The sequence below is a fragment of the Streptomyces sp. GbtcB6 genome (genome assembly GCF_019091475.1).
Lineage (GTDB): Bacteria > Actinomycetota > Actinomycetes > Streptomycetales > Streptomycetaceae > Streptomyces > Streptomyces hyaluromycini.
Window position 1 is genome coordinate 49,614 of record NZ_JAGXJL010000019.1, and the last position, 23,209, is coordinate 72,822.

A 23,209-nucleotide genomic window follows, 5' to 3' on the forward strand; every position below is an offset into this window, starting at 1 on the left:
GGGTGCTCGGCCGAGGATCGCTCAGTCCTGGATCGACTCGTGGACCAGTCGGCGCAGCTCGGGGAAGACCTTCAGGGTCTTCGGCCGCACCTGGGTGTGGAACTGCACGGTCAGGTCGTGGGCGGGGTCCACCCAGAACGCGGTGGTGGCCGCGCCGGTCCAGCCGTAGGTGCCGGGGCTGCTCGGGGCGAGGGTGCGGTCAGGGTCGATCACCACGGAGACGCCCAGGCCGAAGCCCAGTCCGTCGTTGCCGGGTTCCCGGTGGACCGGGGCGCCGAAGGCCCGCAGATCGGCCCCGCCGGGCAGGTGGTTGCTGGCGAGCAGCCGCACCGAGGCGGGGGACAGCAGCCGGACGCCGTCCAGTTCGCCGCCCCGGCGCAGCATCTCCGCGAAGCGGTGGTAGTCGTACGCCGTAGCCGCGAGGCCGCCGCTGCCGGACAGGAGGCGGGGGCGGCCTCGCAACGGCAGCCCGGGGATCGCCTCGATGCCGCCGCCCTCGGTCTCTCCGTACAACTCCGAGAGCCGGTCGGCCTGTTCGGGCACGATGTGCAGGCCGGCGTCCGGCATGCCGAGCGGCCGGAAGATCCGGTCGGCGAAGAACTCGTCGAGTCGCTGCCCGGAGACCACCTCGATGACGCGGCTGAGCACGTTGAAGCCGACGGAGTAGTTCCACTGGGTGCCCGGCTCGAACTGGAGCGGCATGCGGGCGTACACCGCCATGGTCTCGGCGAGGTCCGCGCCGGCCGGCACCGAGAACTCCAGGCCCGCCTCGCGGTACCGGGCGTCCACGGGGTGCGTGTGATAGAAGGCGAAGGTCAACCCGGCGGTGTGGGTGAGCAGATGGCGGATCCGGATCGGGCCGTCGGCCGGCCGGGTCACCATGTCGTCGCCCGAACCGGACACATGGACCCGCGGGGCGGCGAACTCCGGCAGGAAACGGTCGACGGGGTCGTCCAGCGACAGCAGCCCGTCCTCCACGAGCAGCAGCACGGCGACCGCGGTGACCGGCTTGGTCATGGAGTAGATCCGCCAGATGGTGTCCGGCTCGACCGGCAGCCCGGCCGCGAGGTCGCGGTGGCCCTGCGTGGTGAGGTGGGCGACCCGGCCGCCGCGAGCCACGGCCACCAGGTAACCGGGCAGGCGCCCTTCGTCGACGTAGTGGGCGAAGTGCTGGTCGAGGCGGTCCAGCGCCTTCACGTCCAGCCCGACCTCACTGGGGTCGACTTCCTGTCGCAGCTGTGCCATCGCTCTCCTCCGGTCGTGTCGTCCGCGGTGCGGTGCGACCTCGGACCTCATCGTCGCGCAGGAAGAGGGGAACGGTCCCGCTCATCCGCGTGTGGTGTGACGGACGCTATAGAAGAGTCGCCGGGAAGCGTAGGTGCGACCGCCACCCCGAGCGTCTGCCCAACTTCGAGCGCGGTCTGCTGCAACCGTTCTTAGGGGAGTTGACCGGTGTTGGCCAACTCGCCGCAAACCGGGCCGGTAGGGGCCTGGTGACCTCGCGAACGGTCTTCGAGGTCAGGGAACAGCACTAGCTGGTCACCTCGGCGCGGTCGGGTCTTGCCGCCCCGGCGGGGCGTGCCCGATGTCCTGAGTGGGCCCGTGGTTCCGCGCGGTCTGGGGAGGGACACGGCCTGGCCGGTAGCTCTCCGCCACCCGATCCTCTGGTCGGGTGCGGTCACACCTGGCCGACGCCGGATCCTGTGTCCCAGGCCACGCCGTCCGATCGCCACCGAGGCACCATGGTGCCGGGTGACAGTGGTCTTGGTCTGCTGCTGGAGTGGTCCCTTCCAGTACTTCTCGCCCCAGATCGACGTGTAGGCGGGGTCTACGGCGATGACATTCAGGCCCTGGTGGTAGGCCATGCCTCGCAGCCGTTCCCGGAAGCGTGCGGTGGGGATCTGCGCCACGGTGCGGCGGAAGGTCTTGCCTCGGCGGCCGCGGCCCATAGTCTCCCTGCCGGTCCAGCGGGCATCGGCGAAGCCCAAGTTCTCCACCACGATCGCTGCACAGCTGTGCTCGCGGGCGATGGCGATGAGGCGGGTGATCGCCGCCCGTAGTCGCCCGTCACGGGTGGTGGTGGGGCCGGTCAGCTCCAACGGAATGGTGTGCGGTTCGCCGACGGGGTTGCCGTGCGGATCGAGGACGATGGCGGCGAGGTGGTCGGCGTTGAGGTCGACGGCGAGCATCCTCGTGCCGGACGCCCGGATGTCCTCCAGCGTCGGAACGACAGAAGTGCTGGTGGACCAGGACGCGTCCAGGTACCAGCGGTCGCGGGCGGGGTTATGGACGATGTCGTAGCGCACGGCCCGGTTGGCGCTCACCCGGTCCAGCCATTCTGGGCGGCGGTGGTGGAAGGTGACCGTGCACGCAAGCCGGTAGCGACCGCGCGGGGCGTTGGCCAGATACCGCAAGGGCTCCGGCAGCACCAGCGTGACCGAGCCGTCTTCGGCGTCGACGGTGATGGTGTAGTTGCCGTGCGGGGCACCAGACTCGCCGTCGGCGGTGAGAAACAGGCGGGCAGCATCCCACCGCTTCCGCCAGTCCACTTCGGTGAGGCCGGCGTCGGCGAGGTGGTGACGGGCCCTGGCCAGTCGGCTCCCGCCCGCCGTGATCGAGGGGCGTTCCTGATCGATCTGCTTCTCCACCACCGCCAGCCGGGCTTGGAGCTTGCTCAGGTGCCGCTGCTTCTGCCAGCGCTCGGCCCGGTCGGCATACCCACGCACCCCGCCGTGCCTCTGCCCGCACGTCACTCCCAACCGCTGCCCGATCGTGCGGATCCGGCGCCGCAGACCGGCCCGCTCGTCGATGAGGCAGCGCATCGACAGCTGGTATTGGTCCTCCGACGCCCGGGTCATCGCCCCCGCCCACCGCGACGAGGACACCGCCGTCAGCTGCTTCTTCCGCCCGGCGCGCCCGGTCTGCTGCACCGGAACGTTCCCGGTCCGGACACGTACGGCCAGATCCGCTCGCTGGTGGCGGCCCAGATGCTCGCCGACCAGCCTCAGGACCTTCACATCCGCCGCCGTCAGGCCCTTCAGCCGGTCCCGGATCCGCGCCCCCGACGGGGCGGCCACCGTGAACGGGGCAGCCAGCACGCGCAGCTCACGCTTCCTCCCTGGTCTGCGCGCCACCAGCCACCCCCTCAGCATGATCGAACGAACCCGCCACCGCCGATCATGCGTTCCGTGCACGCGCAACGCCCCGAGAAGCAGCTTCGTTCACCCCATCGAGCGGCACCCCGGCCAACCACGGCCAACCACCGAATCAGCAGTTGTCAACCGGCCCACCACTCCGGCCGAACCGACGTCCGCCTGCCGTACGACGACATGCGGCCGCCACCTTCACGGTGCCGAGCTCCGCGCCCGGCAGCTCTGACGGCGTACAGCGCGGGCACGTCCGGCGTGTAAACAGTGTCCACTGACTCGACTGCCGGGAATGCCCGACGGCCACGGCGGGGTTGTTTCCCGTATGACCCAGGACGCTCTTCTGAAGCTGCTCTCCGAAGGCCACGCCGGGGTGCTGGTCACCCTCAAGAGCGACGGCCGCCCCCAGCTGTCCAATGTGAACCACGCGTACTACCCCGACGAACGGACCGTGCGCGTCTCGATCACGGACGACCGGGCGAAGACCCGCAACCTGCGTCGTGACCCCCGCGCCTCGTACCACGTCACCAGCCCCGACCGCTGGGCCTACACGGTCGCGGAGGGTACGGCCGAACTCTCGCCGGTCGCCGCGGACCCCTACGACGAGACCGTGGAGGAACTCGTCCGCCTCTACCGTGACGTCCAGGGCGAGCACCCCGACTGGGACGACTACCGCGCCGCGATGGTCCGCGACCGCCGCCTGGTGCTGCGGCTGCGCGTGGAGCGGGCGTACGGCATCCCGCGCGCCTGACGGCGGGGCGGCGGTGCCCGGGACCCGGCGGCGGTGCTTGCCGCCGCGGCCTCCCGGGGCTAGCCTCCGCGCGTGATCAATGGGGCACATGTGGTGATCTACACGCGCGACGCCGAGGCGGACCGCGCCTTTCTCCGGGACGTGCTGGGCTGGCCGCACGTCGACGTGGGACACGGCTGGCTGATCTTCCGGCTGCCGCCGGCCGAGGTGGCCTGTCATCCGGCCGACGGCGAGCCGTCGCACGAACTGATGCTGATGTGCGACGACCTGGACGACACGATCGCCGAACTCATGACCAAGGGCGTGGAGTTCAGCCGACCCGTCCAGGTCGCGGCCTGGGGCCGGGTGACGGGCTTCCGGTTGCCGGGCGGAGGCGAGGTCGCCTTGTACGAGCCGCGTCACCCGCGCGCCTAGTACCGGCCTCCTCCCGCACCCAGGTCTCCAGCCACTGCGCGAACTCGGCTGCCTTGTCCGGCCAGTTGAAGTGGGTGAGGGCCGCCTCGCGGCCGCGCTGGGCCGCGGTGTGGCGCAGGATCGCGTCGGTGCTCAGCCTGTGTATGGCCGCCGCCGCCGCGGGCGGATCCTCGTACGGGACGACGAGCCCGCAGCCGTGTTGCTCGACCATGTCCGCGGCCAGCGGGGTGGGAGTGGTGATGACGGGGACGCCGTGGGCCATGTACTCGACGACCTTGGTGGGCCGGGAATGACGGTAGTTGGGCTGGTCGTGGAGGAGCGAGAGGCCGGCCAGGGCGCCGGGGAACAGGGCGAGGGCGCGGTCGTTGGGCAGGAAGCCGTGCCAGCGCAGGATGCCGTCCCGGTCGGCGGCCGTGAGCGCGTCCCGGACGTCGGGGTCGGCCGCGCCGGCCACCTCGACGCGCACGCCGGGGCCGAGGTGCCGGGCCGTCGCTATCAGGTCCAGCGCGCCGCGCGCCCGCGACAGGTGGCCGACGTAGACGACCCGTTCGGTGCCGGGCGGTTCGGGTGCCCCGGTCGGGGCGGTGGTGAAGTTCGGCACCACGGGGTGCGTGCGGCGGAACCGCTCCTGGTACGCGTCCTCGGCGAGCAGCAGCCGCAGATGGCGTTCCGCCAGCCGTTCGGCCGCACGGACGCCGAGCCGCAGCGGTGGCCGCAGCGGACCCGGCACCCAGCGTTTCATGGCGAGCGCGGCCGCGGTGTCCTCGTGGACGTCCCAGACGACCACCGGCCCGGTTCCGGACCGCCGCCAGCGGCGCAGCGTGCCGGGGAGGGTCAGCAGCAGTTCCGGGTCGTGGAGCAGCACCACGTCCGCCTCGTGGCCGCGTTCGGCCAGCAGGGTCCGGGCCGCCCGCACCGCCGTGCGGCGGCTGCGGCCCACCGCGCGGGGCAGGTCGATGCCTTCGAGGTCCGGGCGCGGCCGTACCTCGCGGGCCGAGAACGGCGCCGCGTAGACGACATGGTGTCCGCGGTCCCGCAGCGCGGTGATCTGCCGGTGCAGGATGCGTGCGTCCTCGGGGTGGTGGACGACGGTGACGACGAGTATCCGCATCTGAGCGCCTTTCGACTCCGCGGCCCGGAGCCCTTCGACTCCGGTCCGCGGAAGGGGAGTTGCCGCAGAGGTCCGGCAGCGGCCGGTTACAGCACCTCGACACCGGGCCGGAAGATCCGCCCCCGGGTGTCGAAGAGCAGGCGGGCCTCGTCGCCGAGGGCCGGGAGGTCGTACGCGGAGTGGTCCTGGAGCAGGATCGTCAGGTCGTGCGAGCGCACGGCGGCCATGACGTCGGTGACGCGTGGCACACCCTCCCCGTCCACGAACCAGGCCTGTACGAACGGGTCGTGGAAGGCGATCTCGGCCTCCCGTTCCCGCAGCAGCCGGGCCACCGGCACCGCCGGTGCCTCGCGCTGGTCGGCGACGTCCGGCTTGTAGGTGACGCCGAGGAGCAGCACCCGGGAGCCGTGCAGCGCGCGGCCCTCGTGGTTGAGCAGGTCCTGGGCGCGCCGGACGACGTACTCCGGCATGTGCGCGTTGATCTCCCGGGCGAGTTCCACGAACCGGAACTCGTAGCCGATCGAACGCACCTTGTAGGAGAGGTAGTTGGGGTCGATCGGGATGCAGTGCCCGCCCACTCCGGCGCTCGGCCGGAAGGGCTGGAAACCGAACGGCTTCGTCCCGGCGCAGCGGATCGCGTCCCATACATCGACATGCAACTCGCGGCAGAGGATGGCCAGTTCGTTGACCAGCGCGATGTTGACGTGCCGGTAGGTGTTTTCGAGCAGCTTGGCCATCTCGGCCTCGCGGGTGCCCTTGGCCTGCACGACCGTGTCGACGAGCTTGCCGTAGAAGGCGGCCGCCTTCGCCGCGCACGCCGGGGTGCAGCCGCCGACCACCTTGGGTGTCTCGCGCAGTCCGTGGCTGGTGTTGCCGGGGTCGATGCGCTCCGGGGAGAAGGCCAGTGCGAAGTCCTCGCCGGTCCGCAGCCCCGACTCCTCCAGGAGCGGTTTGACGATCTCCTCGGTGGTGCCCGGATAGGTGGTCGACTCCAGGACGACGAGCCGTCCGGGGCGCAGCCTGCCCGCCACCGCCCGCGCGGCGGAGGTCACCGCGCCCAGATCGGGGCCGCCGTCCTCGCTGAGCGGGGTCGGCACGCAGATCACCACGGTCTGCGCACGGGCCAGGCACTTGTCGTCGGTGTACGCGGTGAACCCGGCCGCCCGCATCCGGGCGACGTCCTCGTCGGAGACGTCGTCGACATGGGAGTGGCCGGCGTTGAGGCCCTCCACGACCCGTGGGTCGAGGTCGAGCCCGGCCACTCTCAGGCCGACCAGTGACGCCTCCCGCGCGAGCGGGAGCCCCACGTAGCCGAGCCCGATGACGGCCAGTTCGAAGCAGTCGGTCTGTTCCTCATCCCCGAGCGATGCGCTCGACTCCCCGAGCGGTACGGCCTTTTCGACCTGCATAGGGATTCACTCCGCCCTCGACGGCAGCAACGGCAGATGCCGTATGGATCCGAAGAGCCCGGACGGTGAGCGGTTCCGGGCGCGGGGTCTCAGACACATCCAAGAGCGCGATACGCCTCTCGGGTCGTGGCAGCGACCCTTTTCCAGGTGCGTTCACGCGCCACCAGCGCGTGGGCGGATGCTCCCCATTCATGCCGCCGTTCTCGACTGTAAAGCAATCCTTCGAGAGCTTCTGCCCAAGCTTGTGGTGAATCAGGAGGGATGAGTCGTCCGTTCACTTCGTCTTGCACCAGTTCGCGCAGGGCTGTGAGATCACTGGCCGCCACCGGAACACCGCTCGCCATCGCCTCGACCGGCTTCAGCGGGGTGACCAGACGGCAGACCCGTTCGTCGGTGCGCGGCACCGCGAAGACGTCCAGAACGGCGTGGTAGGCGCGGACTTGGCGGTGCGGCACGCGGCCGGTGAACAGGGCGACGCCGGCGCCGAGCCCGAGTCGTCCGGCCAGCGCCTGGAGCCTTCCGCGCTCGGGTCCGTCGCCGACGATCAGCAGCCGCAGCGGGACACCCCGACGGCGCAGTTCGGCACCCGCATGGAGCAATGTGGAGATTCCCTCGTGTGGAGTAAGGCTGCTCACGGTGCCCACCACGTAGTCGTCCGCCGCGATGCCGAGCCGGGTGCGCATGTCCGCACCGTCCGGCGGCGGCGCGAGGAAGGCGTCGTCCACCGCGTTGGGCACGATCAGGACCCGCTCCTCGGGCACCCCGCGGGCCACGATCTCGGCCTTCATCGCCGTGCCCAGCGTCAGCACCAGATCGGCCCCGCGCATGCAGTACGTCTCCAGGGCGCGCCGGGCCCGGTACGACGCGTCGTCCGTACCGCGGCCGGCCGCCTGGGTCAGCCAGGTCTCCTCCAGGAAGCCCCGCACCTCGTACACGACCGGCAGCCGGTAGGTCTCCCGCAGGGCCAGCGCCACCCGCCCGTTGCCGTGGTCGGTGGCCGCGTGCAGCACGGCCGGCCGCAGCCGCTCCACCAGGCGTCCGGCGAGCTCGGCGTTGCGGGCCAGCACCGGCCCCTGGCCGTAGGGCAGCCCGTACGGCAGCAGCCGGTGCTGCGGCACCCCGTTCACGATCTGAAACGGGCGGGCGTCCAGGACGCCCTGCGCCACCGGGAACCCGATACGGGTCACCACGTGCGGATCGAGCCCGGCGGCCCGCTGGGCCTCGGCGAGGGCCTGGGTGCGCACGGTGTAGCCGGCGTGTTTGAACGGCAGCCCGTTGGTGACCAGATGGAGCACCCGGCCGGGCTCGGGCCGCACCGCCCGCCCGGTGGGCGCAGGTACCCGGGCGGCGGACGGGCCGGCGGCGGGCCCGGCCGCGCGGGCCCGGGCGGCGAGCCGTTCCTCGACGGGGCTCAGCCCGCTCCGCACCCGCCCCGGCAGCAGCCGTACGCCTAGCAGCGCGGCCCGGGCGGGATCGTGCCGCAACTCGCCCCAGGCGACGGATGCGGCCAAGCTGATTGCACGGGGGAACCGATAAACACCACGCGGCAGGTGCCGGGACGGACGTCGGGCCATGTCGCCAAGGTAGGCCGACAGAGCGGAGAACGTACGACATGAACGGCCGCGTACTCCATGTCGTAGGGACCAGGCCGAACTTCGTGAAGGCCGCGCCCGTCGTCGCCGCCCTGCGCGCGACCGGGCACGACCAGGTTCTGGTGCACACGGGTCAGCACTACGACGAACGGATGTCGCAGATCTTCTTCCGGGAGCTGGGCCTGCCCGCCCCGGACACCGACCTGGGCGTCGGCTCCGGCAGCCACGCCCGGCAGACCGCCGACCTGCTGGTGGCCCTGGAGGGCGAGCTGCTCGCCCGCGCCCCGGCCCTGGTCGTCGTCTACGGCGACGTGAACTCCACCCTGGCCGCGGCCCTGGTCGCCGCCAAGCTGGGCATCCCGGTCGCCCATGTCGAGGCGGGCCTGCGCAGCTTCGACATGGCGATGCCGGAGGAGGTCAACCGGCGCCTGGTCGACCAGCTCGCCGAGCTGCTCTTCGTCACCAGCCCGGAAGCCGTCGGGCACCTCGCCCGCGAGGGCGTCGACCCGGGCCGGGTGCACCTCGTCGGCAACCCCATGATCGACACCCTGCTCACCCATCTGGACCATTTCGACCCGGCCGCCGCACGCGCCGCCCACGCCCTGCCCGAGCGGTACGGCGTGGTCACCCTGCACCGCCCGGCCAACGTCGACGACCCCGAGGCCGCCGAGGCCGCCGCCCGGGCCCTCACCGAGGCGGCCGGCCACCTCGACCTCGCCGTCCCCCTGCACCCGCGCGGCCGCGAGGCGCTGCGCAGGGCGGGCCTCGCCGACGCGCCCGGCATCCATCTCCTCGACCCGCTCGGCTACGTCGAGTTCATGGGCCTGGTCCGCGGGGCCGCCGCCGTGATCACCGACTCGGGCGGCGTCCAGGAGGAGACCACCGTGCTCGGCGTGCCCTGCCTGACGCTGCGCACCACGACCGAACGCCCGGTCACCGTCACCCACGGCACCAACCGCCTGGTCCGGCACAGCGAACTGGTGCCGGCCCTGCGCAAGGTCCTCGACGGGCAGACGGCGGCCGACCCCGAGGGACCTCCGCTGTGGGACGGCAAGGCAGGCCCCCGGATCGCCCGTGTGCTCACCGAGTGGCTGGAGCGCCATGACTGACGCCACCCGTACCTGTACCGACGCCCCCCTCACCTACTGGGACACCCGGCACCGCGAACGCGACGACCTCGCCTCCGGCGGCCACATCGGCCTGGACCGCCCCGGCAACGAGATCTTCTACGCGATCCGGCTCGGCCAGCTCCTCACCCTGATCGGCGACCTGTCCAGCCCGGCGTCCCCGCTGTTCGTCCTCGACGCGGGCTGCGGCAAAGGGCACTTCGCCCGCGCCCTGGCCCGCTGCGGCCACCACGTCGACGCCTTCGACGCCAGCGAGGCGGCCGTCACCCACGCGCGGACCGAGGGCGGCGGCCCCCGTTACGCCGTCGCCGCCCTCGACGAGTGGCGCAGCCCCTGGCTCTACGACGTGGTGCTCTGCGTGGACGTCCTCTTCCACGTCCTGGACGACGCGCGGTGGGCGGCCGGCCTGCGCAACCTCGCCTCACTCGTCCGGATCACCGGCCGGCTGATCGTCACCGACGAACACACCGACGAACCCGTCCCGCGCGGCGACTACATCCTGCACCGGCCGATCGCCGCCTACCGCGAGGAACTCGAACCCCTGGGCCTGAGCCACACCCACTTCCGGCCCTACGGCTTCCGCGAGAACCGGGTCGGCTTCCACGTCTTCACGAGGACCCGCTGATGCGCCTGACCGATCTGCTCCACCCGCACCTGGACGATGTGACCTCCGTCGTGGACGCGACGAGCGGCGGGCTGCGTCTCGACCCCTATCTGCACCTGCCGCCCGGCGTCACGCCGAGCCGGCACGATCAGCCGGTCGGCGCCGGGGAGCTGATGCTCCTCTGCTACGGCCCCGACCCCGCCGTGCACGGCGACGAGGCGGACTGCCTGGCCGCGCTGGAACGGATGCGGCCCGGCGGCCGCGGCCTGATCGTCTTCGGCCACCCCGGCACCGACCTGCCCTACCACCGCCTCCTCGACGCCCTGGTGGCACACCGCTGCCAGGTGCTGCACGCCGCCTCGCTCGGCTACACACATCTGCACGCCGGCGCGGTGTTCGCGTGCACTGAGGAACTCCTGCCGCCGCACGACTGGTTCGGCCATCCGCTGCCGGCCGACGGCTTCGCCACCGCCCTCAGGATCGCCGACGAGTACGTCCTCGCCGACTTCGTCTCCCGCTCCCAGCGCGCCCGCCTGATCGACCTGGAGCGGGCGGCCGAGGAGAGCGCCCGCGCCCTGGAGACCGCCCGCGAGGACGGCCTCGCCGAACGGCTCGCCGCCGCCGTGCGGGACAAGGAGCAGCTCACCTCCGCGCTGCGCCGGGCCCGGGAACGGACCGGCGTACTGGAGTCGCGGGTGGCCATGCTGGAGGGCTCCACCTCGCTGCGGGTCGGCAAGGCACTGGTGTCGGCGGCCCGGTCGCCGAAGCGCCGCGCGGCCCGGCTGCCGGGCGAGCTGTACGGGCTGTGGCGGCAGCGGAAGGCCAAGGGCCGGCCCGCGGGCGCCCGGGCCTCCGCCCCGGCTGCCGGGCCGGAGCCGCAGGCCGACGACCGCTTCCACCTCTCCCACCGCGCCCTGTCCGTGGCGCCCCGCGACCGGCTGGTGATCACCGGCGTTCTCACCGACCGCACCGCCCAGGACTTCGCGGCGGACGCCGTGGTCAGCCGGGTGCTGCCGCACGACGGGCGGCTGCTGGTCGAGCGCACCGACCCGGACGTCTTCCTGGTCCAGCTGAGCGCCTGCGCGGCCCATGACGGCCCGTGGTCGCTCACCGGCACCGGACTCGCCCCCGACCTGGACCGCCGGCTGGCCGAACTGGTCGCCCAGGCACGGGGACTGGGCCGCACGGCCGTGCTGTGGCGGGACGGCCCGGCGTCGTCCGCCCCGGGCCTGTCCCAGCTGCCCTGGGACGCCGTCCTGGACGGCGACACCGGGACCGCGCTCTTCCGCCTCGACCCGGTCACCGACGGCCGGGACCGGCTCCGGGACGTCTTCCAGCAGGACAGCACCCGGGTCCGGCTGGCCCGGCTCGCCGCAGTCATCGGCGCCCCCGACCCGCTCGCCGAGCGCCGGATCGCCGTGCTTGCCGCGCCCCGGGACGCCACCGACGTGGCCCGGCTCGTCGCCCAGGCGCTCGGCCAGCTGCACCGGCCGGCCGAGGTGATCGTCGCCGACCCGGCGGGCCTCGCCCTCGACGAGCTCACCGCCGCCTCGGTCGCCGTGCACGCCGGACCGCCCACCGCACCCTGGGTCGCCGACTGGACGGACCTGACCGAGGACCGCCCGGACACCCTGCTGCTCGACCTGCTCTGCGCCCAGGAGTTCTCGGGCGCCGACGCGGTGGGCCACACCCCCGCCGCCGACGACTACGCCTTCGTACCGGCCCTGCACCCGCTGCTCGTGCGCCGCTCGCTCCTGGACTCCGGCGCCCCGCCGGACGGCTGGTCGCGGGCCGGGCACCGCCTGTTCGCCGTGCGTGGAAAGGAACCGTCATGACCCGCACCCTCCGGGCGCTCGTCTACGGCGACGTGGACCTCAACCTCATCGACGGCTCCGCCGTCTGGGCCCAGTCGACGGTCCAGGCGCTGTCCCGCGCGGGCTGCCGGACCCGCCTCGTCCTCAAGGCCCCGGTCGAGACCGGCCGGCTGACCGACCCGCTGGCCGGCCTGCCCGGCGTCACCGTGGTCCGCCCGTACGAGGAACACCTCGTCCCCGGCCAGGGTGCGCACCCCCTCTCGCCCTTCCAGGCCTCGCAGCTGCTCGCCCGGCTGGACGCGGAGGAGCCCTGCGACCTGCTGGTGCTGCGCGGCCGGCGGCTGGTGAAGCAGATCGTCGGCGACGGCGCCTTCGACGGCCGTATCTGGGCCTACCTCACCGACATCCCGCAGTCCCCGGCCGAGATGACCGAGGAGGCCCGCGCCGACCTCGCCCGCATCGCCACCGCCTCCCGGCAACTCCTCTGCCAGACCGAGGAGTTGCGCTGCTTCCTGGAGGCCTGGGTGCCGGAGGCCTGCGGCCGGTCCGTGCTCTGCCCGCCCGCGGTGCCCGAGCCCGGCTTCCCGGTCCCGCAGCGCAGCGGCCTGCACGATCCCGTACGCCTCGTCTACACCGGCAAGTTCGCGCCCCGCTGGAACACCCTGCCCATGACCCGGCTGCCCGCGATGCTGGCCGAACGCGGCATCCGGACCGAACTGCACGCCGTCGGCGACAAGATCCACCAGGACCCGGCCCACCCCGGCTTCGACACCGCCATGGCTGAGGCGCTGCGCACCACCCCCGAGGTCGTCCACCACGGCGGCGTGCCGCGCGAGGAGGCCATGCGCCTCGCCGCCGACTGCGACCTCGGCCTCGGCTGGCGCGCCGCCTCCCTCGACGCCAGCCTCGAACTCTCCACCAAGGTCCTGGAGTTCGGCTCCCTCGGCCTGCCCGTCGTGCTCAACCGCACCCCCGCCCACGAGGCCCTGCTCGGCGCCGACTACCCCCTGTTCGTACCGGGCGGCGCCACCCTCGCCGACGCGGCGGACGCCGTCTCCGTCGCCGTACGCGACGCCGGGGCCCGGCAGCTTGCCGCCGACCGGTGCTCGGCGGCCGCCCGGGAGTACACCATGGAGGCCGCGGCGGCCCGCTGGCGCGGCCACCTCGACCGCGCCTTCCCCGCCGCGCCCGCCGCCGTCTCCACCCGGGCCCGCCCGCTGCGGGTCGGTGTCGCCGGCCACGACCTGAAGTTCCTCACCCGCCTCCTGGACCACCTGCGCGCGCTCCCCGGCCTCGACGTCCGGATCGACGCCTGGCCCGCGCTCGCCCGGCACGACGCGGCCGCCAGCCGTGAACTCGCCGACTGGGCCGATGTGGTGGTCGTCGAGTGGTGCGGCCCGGCGGCGATCTGGTACAGCCGTCACAAGCGGCGCGGCAGCAGGCTGATCGTGCGCCTGCACCGCTTCGAACTCGACGCCGGATACCCGCGCCAGGTCGACATCGACGCCGTCGACCGGGTGGTGTGCGTCAGCCCGTACTACGCCCGCGCGACCCGGGACCGCACCGGTTGGCCCGCCGCGAAGATCACCACGATCGGCAACTGGGTCGACGTCGACCAGCTCGACCGGCCCAAGGCGCCCGGCGCCCGCCACCGGCTGGGCATGATCGGCATCGCGCCCAGCCGCAAACGCCTCGACCTCGGCCTGGACGTCCTCGAAGCGCTGCGCGCCCGCGACCGGCGCTGGCACCTCTCGGTGAAGTCCAAGCCGCCGTGGGAGTACTGGTGGATCTGGAACAAGCCCGAGGAACGCGAGCACTACGAGGCGATCCTGCGCCGGATGCAGACCTCGCCGCTGCTCGAAGGGGCCGTCGTCTTCGACCAGTTCGGCCCCGACGTGCCCAACTGGCTGCGCCGCATCGGGCATGTCCTGTCCACCAGCGACGACGAGAGCTTCCACCTCGCCCCGGCCGAGGGCATGGCCTCCGGCGCCGTACCCGCGCTGCTGCCGTGGCCGGGCGCGGACGAGATCTACGACCGGCGCTGGATCCACGACACCCCGGAGGCGATGGCCGGCGCGATCGCCGGACTCGCCGAACAGGAGGACTGGCAGTCCGCCGGAGCCGTGGCCCGCGAACAGGTGCGGGAGGGGTTCTCGCTGGAGCGGGTGGCCAAGGACTGGACGGAGCTGCTGGTGTCCGGCTGAAGAACCCCGCGCCGCGGCAGGAGAGGCTCCGTGGCATCCGGCCACGGAGCCTCCGTGGCAGCCGAGAGCGCCGTCCCTCTCGCGGGCGATGTGCTGTCCGAGGGGGCGTCAGGCTGCCGACTTCTGCCGGCCGGCCGGCTCGGGCAGCAGGCGGGCGCCGAGACGGTCCGCGCTCGGCCAGCGGACGTCGTATGCCCAGCCCAGCTTCTCGAATATCCGGATCAGGCGTGCCGACGGGTCGAGTTGGCCCGGCAGCACACCGTGGCGGGCGCCCGTCGGGTCGGCGTGATGCGAGTTGTGCCAGCTCTCGCCGAAGGACAGCAGTGCGAGCGGCCAGAAGTTGGTGGCCTTGTCCCGGGCGGCGAACGGGCGACTGCCCGCGACGTGGCAGACCGAGTTCACCGACCAGGTGACATGGTGCAGCAGCGCCATCCGCATCACGCCCGCCCAGAAGAACCCGGTCAGCGCACCGGTCCAGGAGCCCGTGACCAGCCCGCCGACCAGCGCGGGGGCCAGGAGCGAGAGGACGGTCAGCGGCCCGAAGAGCCGGCCGACGACTCGCAGGTCGCGATCGGCGGCGATGTCCGGCGCGAACCTGGCCCGGTTGCTCAGTTCACGCTTGAGCATCCATCCGATGTGCGCGTGGAGCAGCCCCTTGAGCAGCGCGCGCGTGTCGGTGCCGAAGCGCCAGGGCGAGTGCGGGTCGCCCTCGCGGTCGGCGAAGGCGTGGTGGCGGCGGTGGTTCGCCACCCATTGCACGGGCGAGCCCTCCACCCCCAGCGAGCCCGCGACGGCCAGGGCGATGCGCAGCCCCCGCTTCGCCTTGAACGAGCGGTGCGTGAAGAGGCGGTGGTAGCCGACCGTGAGGCCGAAGCCGGACACGAGGTAGGCGACCACGGCCATGGCGACGTCCAGCGCCGACAAGCCCCGCCCCCACACCAGCGGCACCGCTACGGCCAGGCAGATCAGCGGGCCGACCACGAAGATCCACATCGCGATGCCCGCCGCGGCGGTCTGCGGGGTGTCGAGCAGCGGCCTGGCCCCGGCCGCGGTCTCGGCATCGCCTTCGGTGACGGTCTGTTCGGGACGGTCAGCTGTGCTCGGGCTCATCGGTTCCCCGCCGTTGCTCGAGGGTGTCGGACCCGGTGCCGGACCGACCGGGAGAAGGCGCGCGCCTGCGCTGGACAGAGCGCTCGGCGGCCTACGGCCCACGATCGCACCGGACGGCATCCCCGCAGGTCACCGCTTATGTCCAGGGTGTGAACGGCGCGGGACCAAATCTCCCTCGGCCCGGGTGCCGGAAACGCTTGATCTCAAGTCCGCTTGAGGTTCTAGGGTCGGGTGTGCTGACGCCGATACAGGGGGAGGGAACGGTCATGAGGACACTGGTGCTCGGAAGGACGCCCGCCAGGGTGACGGCCGTGCTGGACACGCTGCGTGCGGACGGCTTCGACGCGGAGGGGGTGAGCACCGACGAGGAGGCCCGGAAGCTGCTGGAGACCGGGGAGTTCGGGGTGCTGATCATCGGCGGCGGCGTGGGGCCCGACTCCCGCGCCGCGATCAAGGAGCTGGCCGCGGGGTACCAGGTGCGGCGCGTGATCGACGGGGCGCTGGCGGAGCCGTTCGACGCCTATGTACGGCGGGAGTTCGAGCCGCTGATCCGGGAGGCCGCCGCGGGGTGACGGCCACCGTCCGCCCGGGCGCCGGCCCGGGCGGACATGTGCCTGCTTCTCCTCGCGCGACCGGCTCAGGCCGTCACGGTCTCCGGTCGGGACGCCTCGCGTGGGGTGCGTGACCCGAGGTCCTCCGTGGCCAGGGTGTGGGTCTCGCGTGCCGAGAGGGCGGCGATGACCGGAGGTACGCACAGCGCCGCCGTGAACAGGGCCACCGCCGGCCAGTCGTCGCCGCCCGGACCCGCGATCTGCGCCGCGAAGGTCACCGCGAACCCGGCCACCGCGAACCCGATCTGGGTCCCGATCGCCATGCCCGACAGCCGTACCCGGGTCGAGAACATCTCGCCGTAGAAGGACGGCCAGACACCGTTCGCCGCGCTGTAGACGACACCGAACGCGACGATCCCGAGGAGCATGATCAGCGGGTAGGAGCCGGTGGAGATCGCCCACAGGTAGCCGGACATCGCCACCGCGCTGCCCACCGCGCCGATCAGGTACACCGGCCGCCGGCCGATCCGGTCCGACAGCGTGGCCCACGCCGGGATCGCGCCCAGCGCCACCAGGTTCGCCAGCGCACCCACCCACAGCATCGACGTCTTGGACATCCCGACCGAGTCGCTCGTCGCATACGCCAGCGCCCACACCGTGAAGATCGTGCTCACCGAGGCGATCAGCGCGCCCCCGATCACCCGCAGCACGTCCGCCCAGTGGTGCCGCACCAGCGTCACCAGCGGCAGTCGTACGACACCCTCGCCCGCCGCCTGCCGGGCGAAGGCCGGGGTCTCCTGGAGTTTGCGCCGGATGAACCAGCCGGCCACCGCCACCGCCACACTCAGCCAGAACGGCACCCGCCAGCCCCAGGACATCAGCTGGTCCTCGGGCAGCTGGGAGACCGCGATGAAGACCAGGGTGGCGATCAGCTGGCCGCCCTGGGTGCCGCTGAGCGTGAAGCTGGTGAAGAAGCCGCGCCGGTTCGGCGGCGCGTGTTCGAGGCTCATGGAACTCGCGCTGGCCTGCTCGCCGGCGGCCGAGATGCCCTGGAGCACCCGGCACAGCACCAGCAGCACCGGGGCCAGGCCCCCCACCTGGGCGCGGGTCGGCAGACACCCGATCAGGAACGTCGACAGGCCCATCAGCAGCAGCGTGAAGACCATGACCTTCTTGCGGCCGATCCGGTCCCCGAAGTGCCCGAGGAACAGCGCGCCGACCGGGCGGGCCGCGTACGCCACACCGAAGGTCGCCAGTGAGAGCAGGGTCGCGGTGGCCGGGTCGGACTCGTCGAAGAAGACCTTCGGGAAGATCAGCGCGGCCGCGCTGCCGTAGACGAAGAAGTCGTAGTACTCCAGGGCGCTGCCGATCCAGGCGGCCAGGGCGGCCTTCTTCGGCTGGCCACCGGGCGGTACGGCGGTGGCGGCGGACTGGGCGGGGACGGACACGGCGGTGCTCCTTCGGGGAACTCCAACGTAAGCGGAGTGAGCGGCGGGGGAGAGGGCCGGATCCCAGGGATGACGGGGTCGGCGGACCAGGGGGTCGCTGCTAATTAACCCACTGGGTAGTTAGTTGCGATGGGTACGGATGTTGCGCCCGCGTTTCCCCGGTGTCAAGAGGTCGTGCCGGTCCCGTTCGGCCGCGGCCGTGCTCCGCCCCGGCTTCGCCCGTCTTCTCCCTGCGGCGGTCAGTCCGCCGCGCGCTCCGCGGTGAGGTAGGCGATCACCATGTCGCCGAGCATGGCCCGGTAGTGCGCGCGCTGCGCCGGGTCCACCAGGTCGCGGCCGAACAGGGCGCCGAAGGTGTGCCGGTTCGCCACCCGGAAGAAGCAGAACGAGCTGATCATCGCGTGCAGGTCGACGGCGTCGACATCGGCCGTGAACAGGCCGGACTCCTGCCCGGCGGCCAGGATCCGGCGGATCACCTCGAGCGCCGGCGAGCCCATCCTGCCGAGCTTCGCGGAGGCCGCGATGTGCTGGGCGCCGTGGATGTTCTCGATGCTGACCAGACGGATGAAGTCCGGATGCTGCTCGTGGTGGTCGAAGGTCAGCTCGGCGAGCCGGCGGATCGCCGCGACCGGGTCCAGGTGCTCGACGTCCAGCTGCTGCTCCGCCTCGCGGATCACGCCGTAAGCGTGCTCCAGGACCGCCGTGAACAGCTGCTCCTTGCCGCCGAAGTAGTAGTAGATCATCCGCTTCGTGGTGCGGGTGCGCGCCGCGATCTCGTCGACGCGGGCCCCGTCGTAGCCGGCCCGGGCGAACTCCTGGGTGGCCACGTCGAGGATCTCGGCCTGGGTGCGGGCGGCGTCACGGAGCCGCCCGTTGGTCTGTGCCGGTTCGTCGACGCTGGTCATCGGGTTCCTATCGGGTTCCTTCGAGGGGCAGGCCGGTGCGGAGATTGTAGAAGCCCGTACCGGAGGCGTTGCCGGCCAGGTCTTCCCCTGCCGTGGCCTCCGGTGTTATAGCTAACGTACTAGTTCGTACATTAGCGATGCCGTTCAGGAGGGCCGCGTGGCCAAGGACTCGTATCTCGTCGGACTGATCGGTTCCGGCATCGGCCCGTCGCTCAGCCCGGCCCTGCACGAGCGCGAGGCCGGCCGGCAGGGACTGCGGTACCTGTACCGGCTGATCGACATCGACGTGCTCGGCGTGCCGCCCGAGGCCGTGGGCGAGCTGGTACGGGCCGCGCGGAACCTCGGCTTCGACGGGCTGAACATCACGCACCCGTGCAAGCAGCTGGTCATCGAGCACCTGGACGCGCTCGCCCCGCCGGCCGAGGCGCTCGGCGCGGTCAACACGGTGGTCTTCGGGGCCGACGGAAGGGCCGTCGGCCACAACACGGACGTGACCGGGTTCGCGGCGTCGTTCGCGCGCGGGCTGCGGGACGCTCCGCTGGAGAGGGTCGTACAGCTCGGTGCCGGGGGCGCCGGGGCCGCAGTCGCGCACGCGACGCTCACGCTGGGGGCCGAGCGGGTCACTGTCGTGGACGCGCTCGCCGACCGGGCCGCGGATCTCGCGGGCGCGCTGAACCGGCATTTCGGCGAGGGGCGGGCGGTCGCCGCGACGCCGGATCGGCTGACGGGGCTGCTGGCCGATGCGGATGGTCTGGTGCATGCGACGCCGACGGGGATGGCCGCGCATCCGGGGCTTCCGTTGCCGGCCGAGCTGCTGCGTCCCGGGCTGTGGGTGGCCGAGGTTGTGTATCGGCCGCTGGAGACCGAGCTGCTGCGGGTCGCCCGGGCGGCGGGGTGCGCTGTGCTCGACGGGGGCGGGATGGCTGTGTTCCAGGCCGCGGATGCGTTTCGGTTGTTCACGGGGCGGGAGCCCGACAGCGGTCGGATGCTCGCCGACATCGGGGAGTTGGGGGAGAGGTCGGCGGGTCAGGTGGTGTGACTGGTGCCGGTTCGTTGTGGCTGGTCGCGCCCACGCGGCGGCAGCCGCAAATCGATACAGCCCCGCGCCCCTAGGTAAGTGCAGTGGACGTAAGGAAAAAGGTCATGCGTACTTCTATCGCTACTGTCTCGCTCAGTGGTTCTCTCACCGAAAAGCTCACCGCAGCCTCGCGGGCCGGGTTCGACGGCGTTGAGATCTTCGAGAACGATCTGCTCGCCAGTCCGCTCTCGCCCCGTGAGATACGGGCTCGGTGTGCGGATCTGGGGCTGTCCGTCGATCTCTATCAACCCATGCGGGACATCGAGGCCGTCCCCGATGACGAGTTCGCGCGCAATCTCCGCCGCGCCCGGCACAAGTTCGGGCTGACGCGGGAGTTGGGCGCCGACACCGTTCTCGTCTGTTCCTCCGTCTCGCCGCTCGCGATCGACGACGACGATCTCGCCGCCGGGCAGCTGGCGCAACTGGCTGAACTCGCCCAGGACTTCGGTGTCCGTGTCGCCTACGAGGCGCTCGCCTGGGGGCGGTACGTCAGTACGTACGACCATGCCTGGCGGATCGTCGAGGCGGCCGGGCATCCCGCGCTCGGGACCTGCCTCGACAGCTTTCACATCCTCTCCCGGGGGTCCGATCCCAAGGGCATCGAGGACATCCCCGGTGACAAGGTCTTCTTCCTTCAACTGGCCGATGCCCCGCTGCTCGCCATGGACGTGCTCCAGTGGAGCCGGCACTACCGGTGCTTCCCGGGGCAGGGCGGGTTCGACGTCGCCGGGCTCGTGCGGCACGTGCTGCGCACGGGGTACGACGGGCCGCTCTCCCTCGAAGTCTTCAACGACGTCTTCCGGCAGGCCGAGGCCGGGCCGACCGCCGTCGACGCGCACCGTTCGCTGCTGGTGCTGCAAGAGGCCGTCGGAGTGGGGGAGTTGCCCGCGCCGGTGGTGCCGACGGGAGTCGCCTTCGCCGAACTCGTCACACCGGACGCCGAACCCGTCTCGGCGCTGCTCGGCGCGCTCGGCTTCGCCCGGACCGCGCGTCATCGGAGCAAGCCCGTCGACCTGTGGGAGCAGGGCGAGGCCCGGATCCTGGTGAACACGGGTCCGGCCGCCCGCCGCGACGGTACCGGGCTCGCCGCGATCGGCCTGGAGTCACCGGACCCGCGGGCCGCCGCCCGCCGCGCCGAGGCCCTGCTCGCCCCCGTGCTGCCCCGCCGCCGCGCCCCCGAGGACGCCCCGCTCGACCCGGTCGCCGCCCCCGACGGCACGGAGCTGTTCTTCTGCGCCACCGGTCGCGACCCCGAACTCCCCGACTGGCGGGCCGACTTCGTGAAGGTGCCGCACAAACCGGTGCCGGGCCCGGCGCGCATCGACCACCTCGCGCTCACCCAGCCCTGGCACCAGTACGACGAGGCGGCCCTCTTCCACCGCAGCGTCCTCGGCCTGCACGCCCAGGAGAGCGTCGACGTCGCCGATCCCTATGGGTTGCTGCGCTCCCGTGCCGTCACCAACGCCGACGGCAGCGTCCGGATCGCCCTCGGGGTCGGCGCGGCTCCGGCCGACGACACCCTGCACGCCCAGCACATCGCCCTGGCCGTCGAGGACGTGGTCGCCGCGGCCCGGGCCTTCCGGGCGGCCGGTGGCGGTCTGTTGCCCATCCCCGCCAACTATTACGCCGACCTCGCCGCCCGGTACGAGTTCGCGGACGGCGAGTTGGAGACGTATCGCGACCTGGGCATCCTCTACGACCGGGACGCGGGCGGTGTCTTCCGGCACTGCTACACACGGACGGTCGGACGGGTGTTCTTCGAACTGGTCGAGCGGGATCCCGGCTATCGCGGATACGGCGCCCAGAACGCTCCGGTGCGCCTAGCGGCCCAGCACGCCGGGCGGCCGGCCCGCTGAGTCGGTGTCGGGTGAGCTTGCAGTGAGAGGCCGGTGAGATACCGGCAGGGTTCAGGATCCTTACAGCTTCCACGACCGATACTCACGAACATCCTGAATGTTCCTTGACATTCCGGATGTGACGTTCGTCGAGATCCAGTCGTCCTAGAGGCCGTAGAAGTCCAGGGCGTTCTGGAAGTCCTGGATACCGGGAATCCTGGAGGCCGTCCGCGATGCCGAGCCCTGTCAGCGCCGAGCCGCTCGTCCGTGCCGAGGGGCCGCCACCCCCGCCGACCCGGGCGCGGAGCCGTACCCAGCGCTACGAGCGCCCGATCCTCGCCGGCATCGCCACCGTCGCCGCCCTGCTCTTCTTCTGGGGCATCTGGCACAGCGCGTACCACGCCTTCTACGCCAGCGCAGTCCGCAGCATGACCGACAACCCGGTCGCCTTCCTCTACGGCTCCTTCGACCCGGGCAACTCCATCACGCTGGACAAGCTGCCCGGCTTCCTGTGGCCGCAGGCCCTGTCGGCGCTGGTCCTCGGCTTCCACCCGTGGTCCCTGGTGGTCCCGCAGGCACTGGAGGGCATGGCCTCGGTGGTGCTGCTGCACGTGGTGGTACGACGCTGGGCCGGCGTACCCGCCGGGCTGCTTGCCGCCGCCTTCCTCACGCTCACCCCGGTGACCGTGGGCCTCGGCCGTTCGGTCACCGAGGACGCCCCGTTCGTCCTGCTGTTGCTGCTGGCCGCCGAGGCCACCCAGCGGGCCACCGCCCATGCCCGGCTGCGCACCCTCGTCCTGGCGGGGGTCTGGGTCGGGGTGGCTTTCCAGTGCAAGATGCTGGAGGCCTGGGCGGTGCTGCCCGCGCTGGCTGTGACCTATCTGGTGGCCGCGCCGGTCACGTTGCGTCGCCGGATCCGGGACCTCGCCGTGTCCGGGGCGGTCATGCTGGCGGTGTCCCTGTCCTGGATGCTGGCCGCCGGCCTCACCCCGGCCGCCGCCCGCCCCTACCTCGACGGCACGACCGACAACTCTCCGATCGCCCTGGTCGTCGGCTACAACTTCCTGACCCGCTTCCAGGCGCTGGGCGTCGACGCGGCAGGCACCGGCAGCATCGTCGCCGACCGGGCGCACAGCAGGGCCTCGGCGGGTATGGGGGACAGCGTCTGGAAGATGTTCAGCCCCGGGCTGGCCAGTCAGACAGGCTGGCTGTACCCCCTGGCGGCGCTGGGCCTGGCCGCCGGGCTGTACGGCCTGTGGCGCCGCCGCCCGCCGCGCACCGACCCCTTCCTGGCCGGCTATCTGCTGTGGGGTATCTGGCTGGTGACGTTCTTCCTGGTCTTCAGCTTCGGCAGCGTGACCGGACACACCTACTACATGGGCGTGGTGGCGGTCGGCCTGTCGGCCCTGGCCGCCACGGCCGTGACCCGGGTGCGGCGCCGGAGCGTGCTCTGCGCGGTCCTCGCCGTCAACGTCGGCTGGTGCGCGGCCCTCACCCTGTACTACCCGCGCTTCTTCACCTGGTCGGTCGCTGTCGCCGCGGTCCTGGCCCTGCCGGCGCTGGTCCTGTTCGCCGTCGGCGGGCCGCGTCCGCGCCGGACCGCCCTGGCCGTCGCCCTCGCCGCGGTCCTGGTCGTGCCCACGGTCTGGTCCGCGTCCGCGACCTCCCTGCGCTACAACCAGCCCGGCGGCTTCGGCCGGATCGGCCCCGGCAGCATCGCCACCCGCAACGGCGCCTCCGCCCTGAACCCGGCCCAGCAGCGCGTCCTCGCCTACCTCACCGCCCACCGCGACGGCGCCCGCTACCTGGCCGCCGTGCCCCGCTGGCAGATGGCGGCGCCGTACATCCTCTCGGACAACGCCGCCATCCTTCCGCTCGGCGGCTTCACCGCCCATGTGCCGTACCCCGCGCCCGGCACCTTTCACCACCTGATCGACACCGGCCGGCTCCGCTACGTCCTGCTCTCCGCGGCCGACCTCACCCACCGCGCCCGGGGCGCGAGGACTCCGGGCCGGGCCTTGGTCCGCTGGGTCATCGGCCACTGCTCACCGGTCCATGTCTCGCGTTACACCCTGTACCGCTGCGGGGCCGGCGGGCACGGACGCTGAGC

Annotated in this window: 18 protein-coding genes; 10 read left to right on the forward strand and 8 right to left on the reverse strand. The window is 72.4% G+C overall.

Annotation, left to right across the window (positions count from 1 at the left end; all coding sequences use genetic code 11):
• Positions 1 to 21 precede the first annotated feature (21 nt).
• Positions 22 to 1,245 carry a serine hydrolase gene (locus KVT45_RS29245; protein WP_217552110.1) on the reverse strand — a complete coding sequence of 408 codons (1,224 nt, stop codon included), beginning with the start codon at positions 1,243 to 1,245 and terminating at the stop codon, positions 22 to 24.
• 191 nt (positions 1,246 to 1,436) lie between these two features.
• Positions 1,437 to 3,134: a hypothetical protein gene (locus KVT45_RS29250; protein WP_308310895.1), complete on the reverse strand. Its 1,698-nt coding sequence runs from the start codon at positions 3,132 to 3,134 to the stop codon at positions 1,437 to 1,439.
• Positions 3,135 to 3,471: 337 nt separating this feature from the next.
• Between KVT45_RS29250 and KVT45_RS29255 the strand changes: the two genes are divergently transcribed.
• Together KVT45_RS29255 and KVT45_RS29260 are read left to right on the forward strand one after the other, a co-directional pair.
• Positions 3,472 to 3,897, forward strand: coding sequence for a PPOX class F420-dependent oxidoreductase (locus tag KVT45_RS29255; protein ID WP_217552111.1), 426 nt, complete (start codon positions 3,472 to 3,474; stop codon positions 3,895 to 3,897).
• Positions 3,898 to 3,969: 72 nt separating this feature from the next.
• Positions 3,970 to 4,311 (forward strand): VOC family protein, encoded by a 342-nt coding sequence (locus tag KVT45_RS29260; protein ID WP_217552112.1) that lies wholly within the window; start codon positions 3,970 to 3,972, stop codon positions 4,309 to 4,311.
• On the opposite strand, the gene KVT45_RS29265 is transcribed toward KVT45_RS29260, so the two are convergent.
• The 3 genes from KVT45_RS29265 to KVT45_RS29275 form a co-directional block, all read right to left on the reverse strand.
• Positions 4,208 to 5,422 carry a glycosyltransferase gene (locus tag KVT45_RS29265; protein ID WP_217552113.1) on the reverse strand — a complete coding sequence of 405 codons (1,215 nt, stop codon included), beginning with the start codon at positions 5,420 to 5,422 and terminating at the stop codon, positions 4,208 to 4,210. The two genes, KVT45_RS29260 and KVT45_RS29265, sit on opposite strands and share 104 nt — an antisense overlap.
• A gap of 86 nt (positions 5,423 to 5,508) precedes the next feature.
• On the reverse strand, positions 5,509 to 6,831 hold the full coding sequence (locus KVT45_RS29270) for a nucleotide sugar dehydrogenase (RefSeq protein ID WP_217552114.1): 1,323 nt from the start codon (positions 6,829 to 6,831) through the stop codon (positions 5,509 to 5,511).
• An 89-nt stretch (positions 6,832 to 6,920) separates the two neighbouring features.
• Positions 6,921 to 8,342 carry a glycosyltransferase family 4 protein gene (locus KVT45_RS29275; protein ID WP_254647508.1) on the reverse strand — a complete coding sequence of 474 codons (1,422 nt, stop codon included), beginning with the start codon at positions 8,340 to 8,342 and terminating at the stop codon, positions 6,921 to 6,923.
• Positions 8,343 to 8,443: 101 nt separating this feature from the next.
• Here KVT45_RS29275 and wecB point away from each other — a divergent pair, with 101 nt between their 5' ends.
• The 4 genes from wecB to KVT45_RS29295 are packed head-to-tail and all read left to right on the forward strand — an operon-like array spanning position 8,444 to position 14,172.
• Positions 8,444 to 9,532: a non-hydrolyzing UDP-N-acetylglucosamine 2-epimerase gene (gene wecB, locus KVT45_RS29280; RefSeq protein ID WP_217552116.1), complete on the forward strand. Its 1,089-nt coding sequence runs from the start codon at positions 8,444 to 8,446 to the stop codon at positions 9,530 to 9,532.
• Positions 9,525 to 10,175, forward strand: coding sequence for a bifunctional 2-polyprenyl-6-hydroxyphenol methylase/3-demethylubiquinol 3-O-methyltransferase UbiG (locus KVT45_RS29285; protein WP_217552117.1), 651 nt, complete (start codon positions 9,525 to 9,527; stop codon positions 10,173 to 10,175). Before wecB ends, KVT45_RS29285 begins: the two co-directional genes overlap by 8 nt.
• A complete protein-coding gene (locus KVT45_RS29290) occupies positions 10,175 to 11,989 on the forward strand; it encodes a hypothetical protein (protein WP_217552118.1) in 1,815 nt (604 codons plus the stop codon). Before KVT45_RS29285 ends, KVT45_RS29290 begins: the two co-directional genes overlap by 1 nt.
• The gene (locus KVT45_RS29295) at positions 11,986 to 14,172 is read left to right on the forward strand and encodes a glycosyltransferase (protein ID WP_217552119.1); all 2,187 of its coding nucleotides are present in this window, start codon (positions 11,986 to 11,988) and stop codon (positions 14,170 to 14,172) included. The genes KVT45_RS29290 and KVT45_RS29295 overlap by 4 nt, the downstream gene beginning before the upstream one ends.
• 108 nt (positions 14,173 to 14,280) lie before the next feature.
• On the opposite strand, the gene KVT45_RS29300 is transcribed toward KVT45_RS29295, so the two are convergent.
• Positions 14,281 to 15,282 (reverse strand): fatty acid desaturase, encoded by a 1,002-nt coding sequence (locus KVT45_RS29300; RefSeq protein ID WP_217552120.1) that lies wholly within the window; start codon positions 15,280 to 15,282, stop codon positions 14,281 to 14,283.
• Between the two features lie 266 nt (positions 15,283 to 15,548).
• On the opposite strand from KVT45_RS29300, the gene KVT45_RS29305 reads away from it, so the two are divergent.
• The gene (locus tag KVT45_RS29305) at positions 15,549 to 15,854 is read left to right on the forward strand and encodes a hypothetical protein (RefSeq protein WP_217552121.1); all 306 of its coding nucleotides are present in this window, start codon (positions 15,549 to 15,551) and stop codon (positions 15,852 to 15,854) included.
• A gap of 65 nt (positions 15,855 to 15,919) precedes the next feature.
• Here the strand turns inward: KVT45_RS29305 and KVT45_RS29310 are convergent, their stop codons facing one another.
• Positions 15,920 to 17,281 carry an MFS transporter gene (locus tag KVT45_RS29310; RefSeq protein ID WP_217552122.1) on the reverse strand — a complete coding sequence of 454 codons (1,362 nt, stop codon included), beginning with the start codon at positions 17,279 to 17,281 and terminating at the stop codon, positions 15,920 to 15,922.
• 239 nt (positions 17,282 to 17,520) lie between these two features.
• The gene (locus tag KVT45_RS29315; RefSeq protein ID WP_217552123.1) at positions 17,521 to 18,186 is read right to left on the reverse strand and encodes a TetR/AcrR family transcriptional regulator; all 666 of its coding nucleotides are present in this window, start codon (positions 18,184 to 18,186) and stop codon (positions 17,521 to 17,523) included.
• A 157-nt stretch (positions 18,187 to 18,343) separates the two neighbouring features.
• On the opposite strand from KVT45_RS29315, the gene KVT45_RS29320 reads away from it, so the two are divergent.
• From KVT45_RS29320 to KVT45_RS29330, 3 genes are all read left to right on the forward strand, one after another.
• Positions 18,344 to 19,225: a shikimate dehydrogenase gene (locus tag KVT45_RS29320; RefSeq protein WP_217552124.1), complete on the forward strand. Its 882-nt coding sequence runs from the start codon at positions 18,344 to 18,346 to the stop codon at positions 19,223 to 19,225.
• A gap of 104 nt (positions 19,226 to 19,329) precedes the next feature.
• The gene (locus tag KVT45_RS29325; RefSeq protein ID WP_217552125.1) at positions 19,330 to 21,120 is read left to right on the forward strand and encodes a bifunctional sugar phosphate isomerase/epimerase/4-hydroxyphenylpyruvate dioxygenase family protein; all 1,791 of its coding nucleotides are present in this window, start codon (positions 19,330 to 19,332) and stop codon (positions 21,118 to 21,120) included.
• 212 nt (positions 21,121 to 21,332) lie between these two features.
• Positions 21,333 to 23,207, forward strand: coding sequence for a glycosyltransferase family 39 protein (locus tag KVT45_RS29330; protein ID WP_217552126.1), 1,875 nt, complete (start codon positions 21,333 to 21,335; stop codon positions 23,205 to 23,207).
• Positions 23,208 to 23,209 lie beyond the last annotated feature (2 nt).

What these genes read in the sequence shown, in the direction of transcription:
- KVT45_RS29245 (WP_217552110.1), bottom strand. Translation starts at nt 1,245, where the DNA reads ATGGCACAGCTGCGACAGGAAGTCGACCCCAGTGAGGTCGGGCTGGAC.
- KVT45_RS29255 (WP_217552111.1), top strand. Translation starts at nt 3,472, where the DNA reads ATGACCCAGGACGCTCTTCTGAAGCTGCTCTCCGAAGGCCACGCCGGG.
- KVT45_RS29265 (WP_217552113.1), bottom strand. Translation starts at nt 5,422, where the DNA reads ATGCGGATACTCGTCGTCACCGTCGTCCACCACCCCGAGGACGCACGC.
- KVT45_RS29270 (WP_217552114.1), bottom strand. Translation starts at nt 6,831, where the DNA reads ATGCAGGTCGAAAAGGCCGTACCGCTCGGGGAGTCGAGCGCATCGCTC.
- wecB (WP_217552116.1), top strand. Translation starts at nt 8,444, where the DNA reads ATGAACGGCCGCGTACTCCATGTCGTAGGGACCAGGCCGAACTTCGTG.
- KVT45_RS29285 (WP_217552117.1), top strand. Translation starts at nt 9,525, where the DNA reads ATGACTGACGCCACCCGTACCTGTACCGACGCCCCCCTCACCTACTGG.
- KVT45_RS29290 (WP_217552118.1), top strand. Translation starts at nt 10,175, where the DNA reads ATGCGCCTGACCGATCTGCTCCACCCGCACCTGGACGATGTGACCTCC.
- KVT45_RS29295 (WP_217552119.1), top strand. Translation starts at nt 11,986, where the DNA reads ATGACCCGCACCCTCCGGGCGCTCGTCTACGGCGACGTGGACCTCAAC.
- KVT45_RS29300 (WP_217552120.1), bottom strand. Translation starts at nt 15,282, where the DNA reads ATGAGCCCGAGCACAGCTGACCGTCCCGAACAGACCGTCACCGAAGGC.
- KVT45_RS29305 (WP_217552121.1), top strand. Translation starts at nt 15,549, where the DNA reads ATGAGGACACTGGTGCTCGGAAGGACGCCCGCCAGGGTGACGGCCGTG.
- KVT45_RS29315 (WP_217552123.1), bottom strand. Translation starts at nt 18,186, where the DNA reads ATGACCAGCGTCGACGAACCGGCACAGACCAACGGGCGGCTCCGTGAC.
- KVT45_RS29325 (WP_217552125.1), top strand. Translation starts at nt 19,330, where the DNA reads ATGCGTACTTCTATCGCTACTGTCTCGCTCAGTGGTTCTCTCACCGAA.
- KVT45_RS29330 (WP_217552126.1), top strand. Translation starts at nt 21,333, where the DNA reads ATGCCGAGCCCTGTCAGCGCCGAGCCGCTCGTCCGTGCCGAGGGGCCG.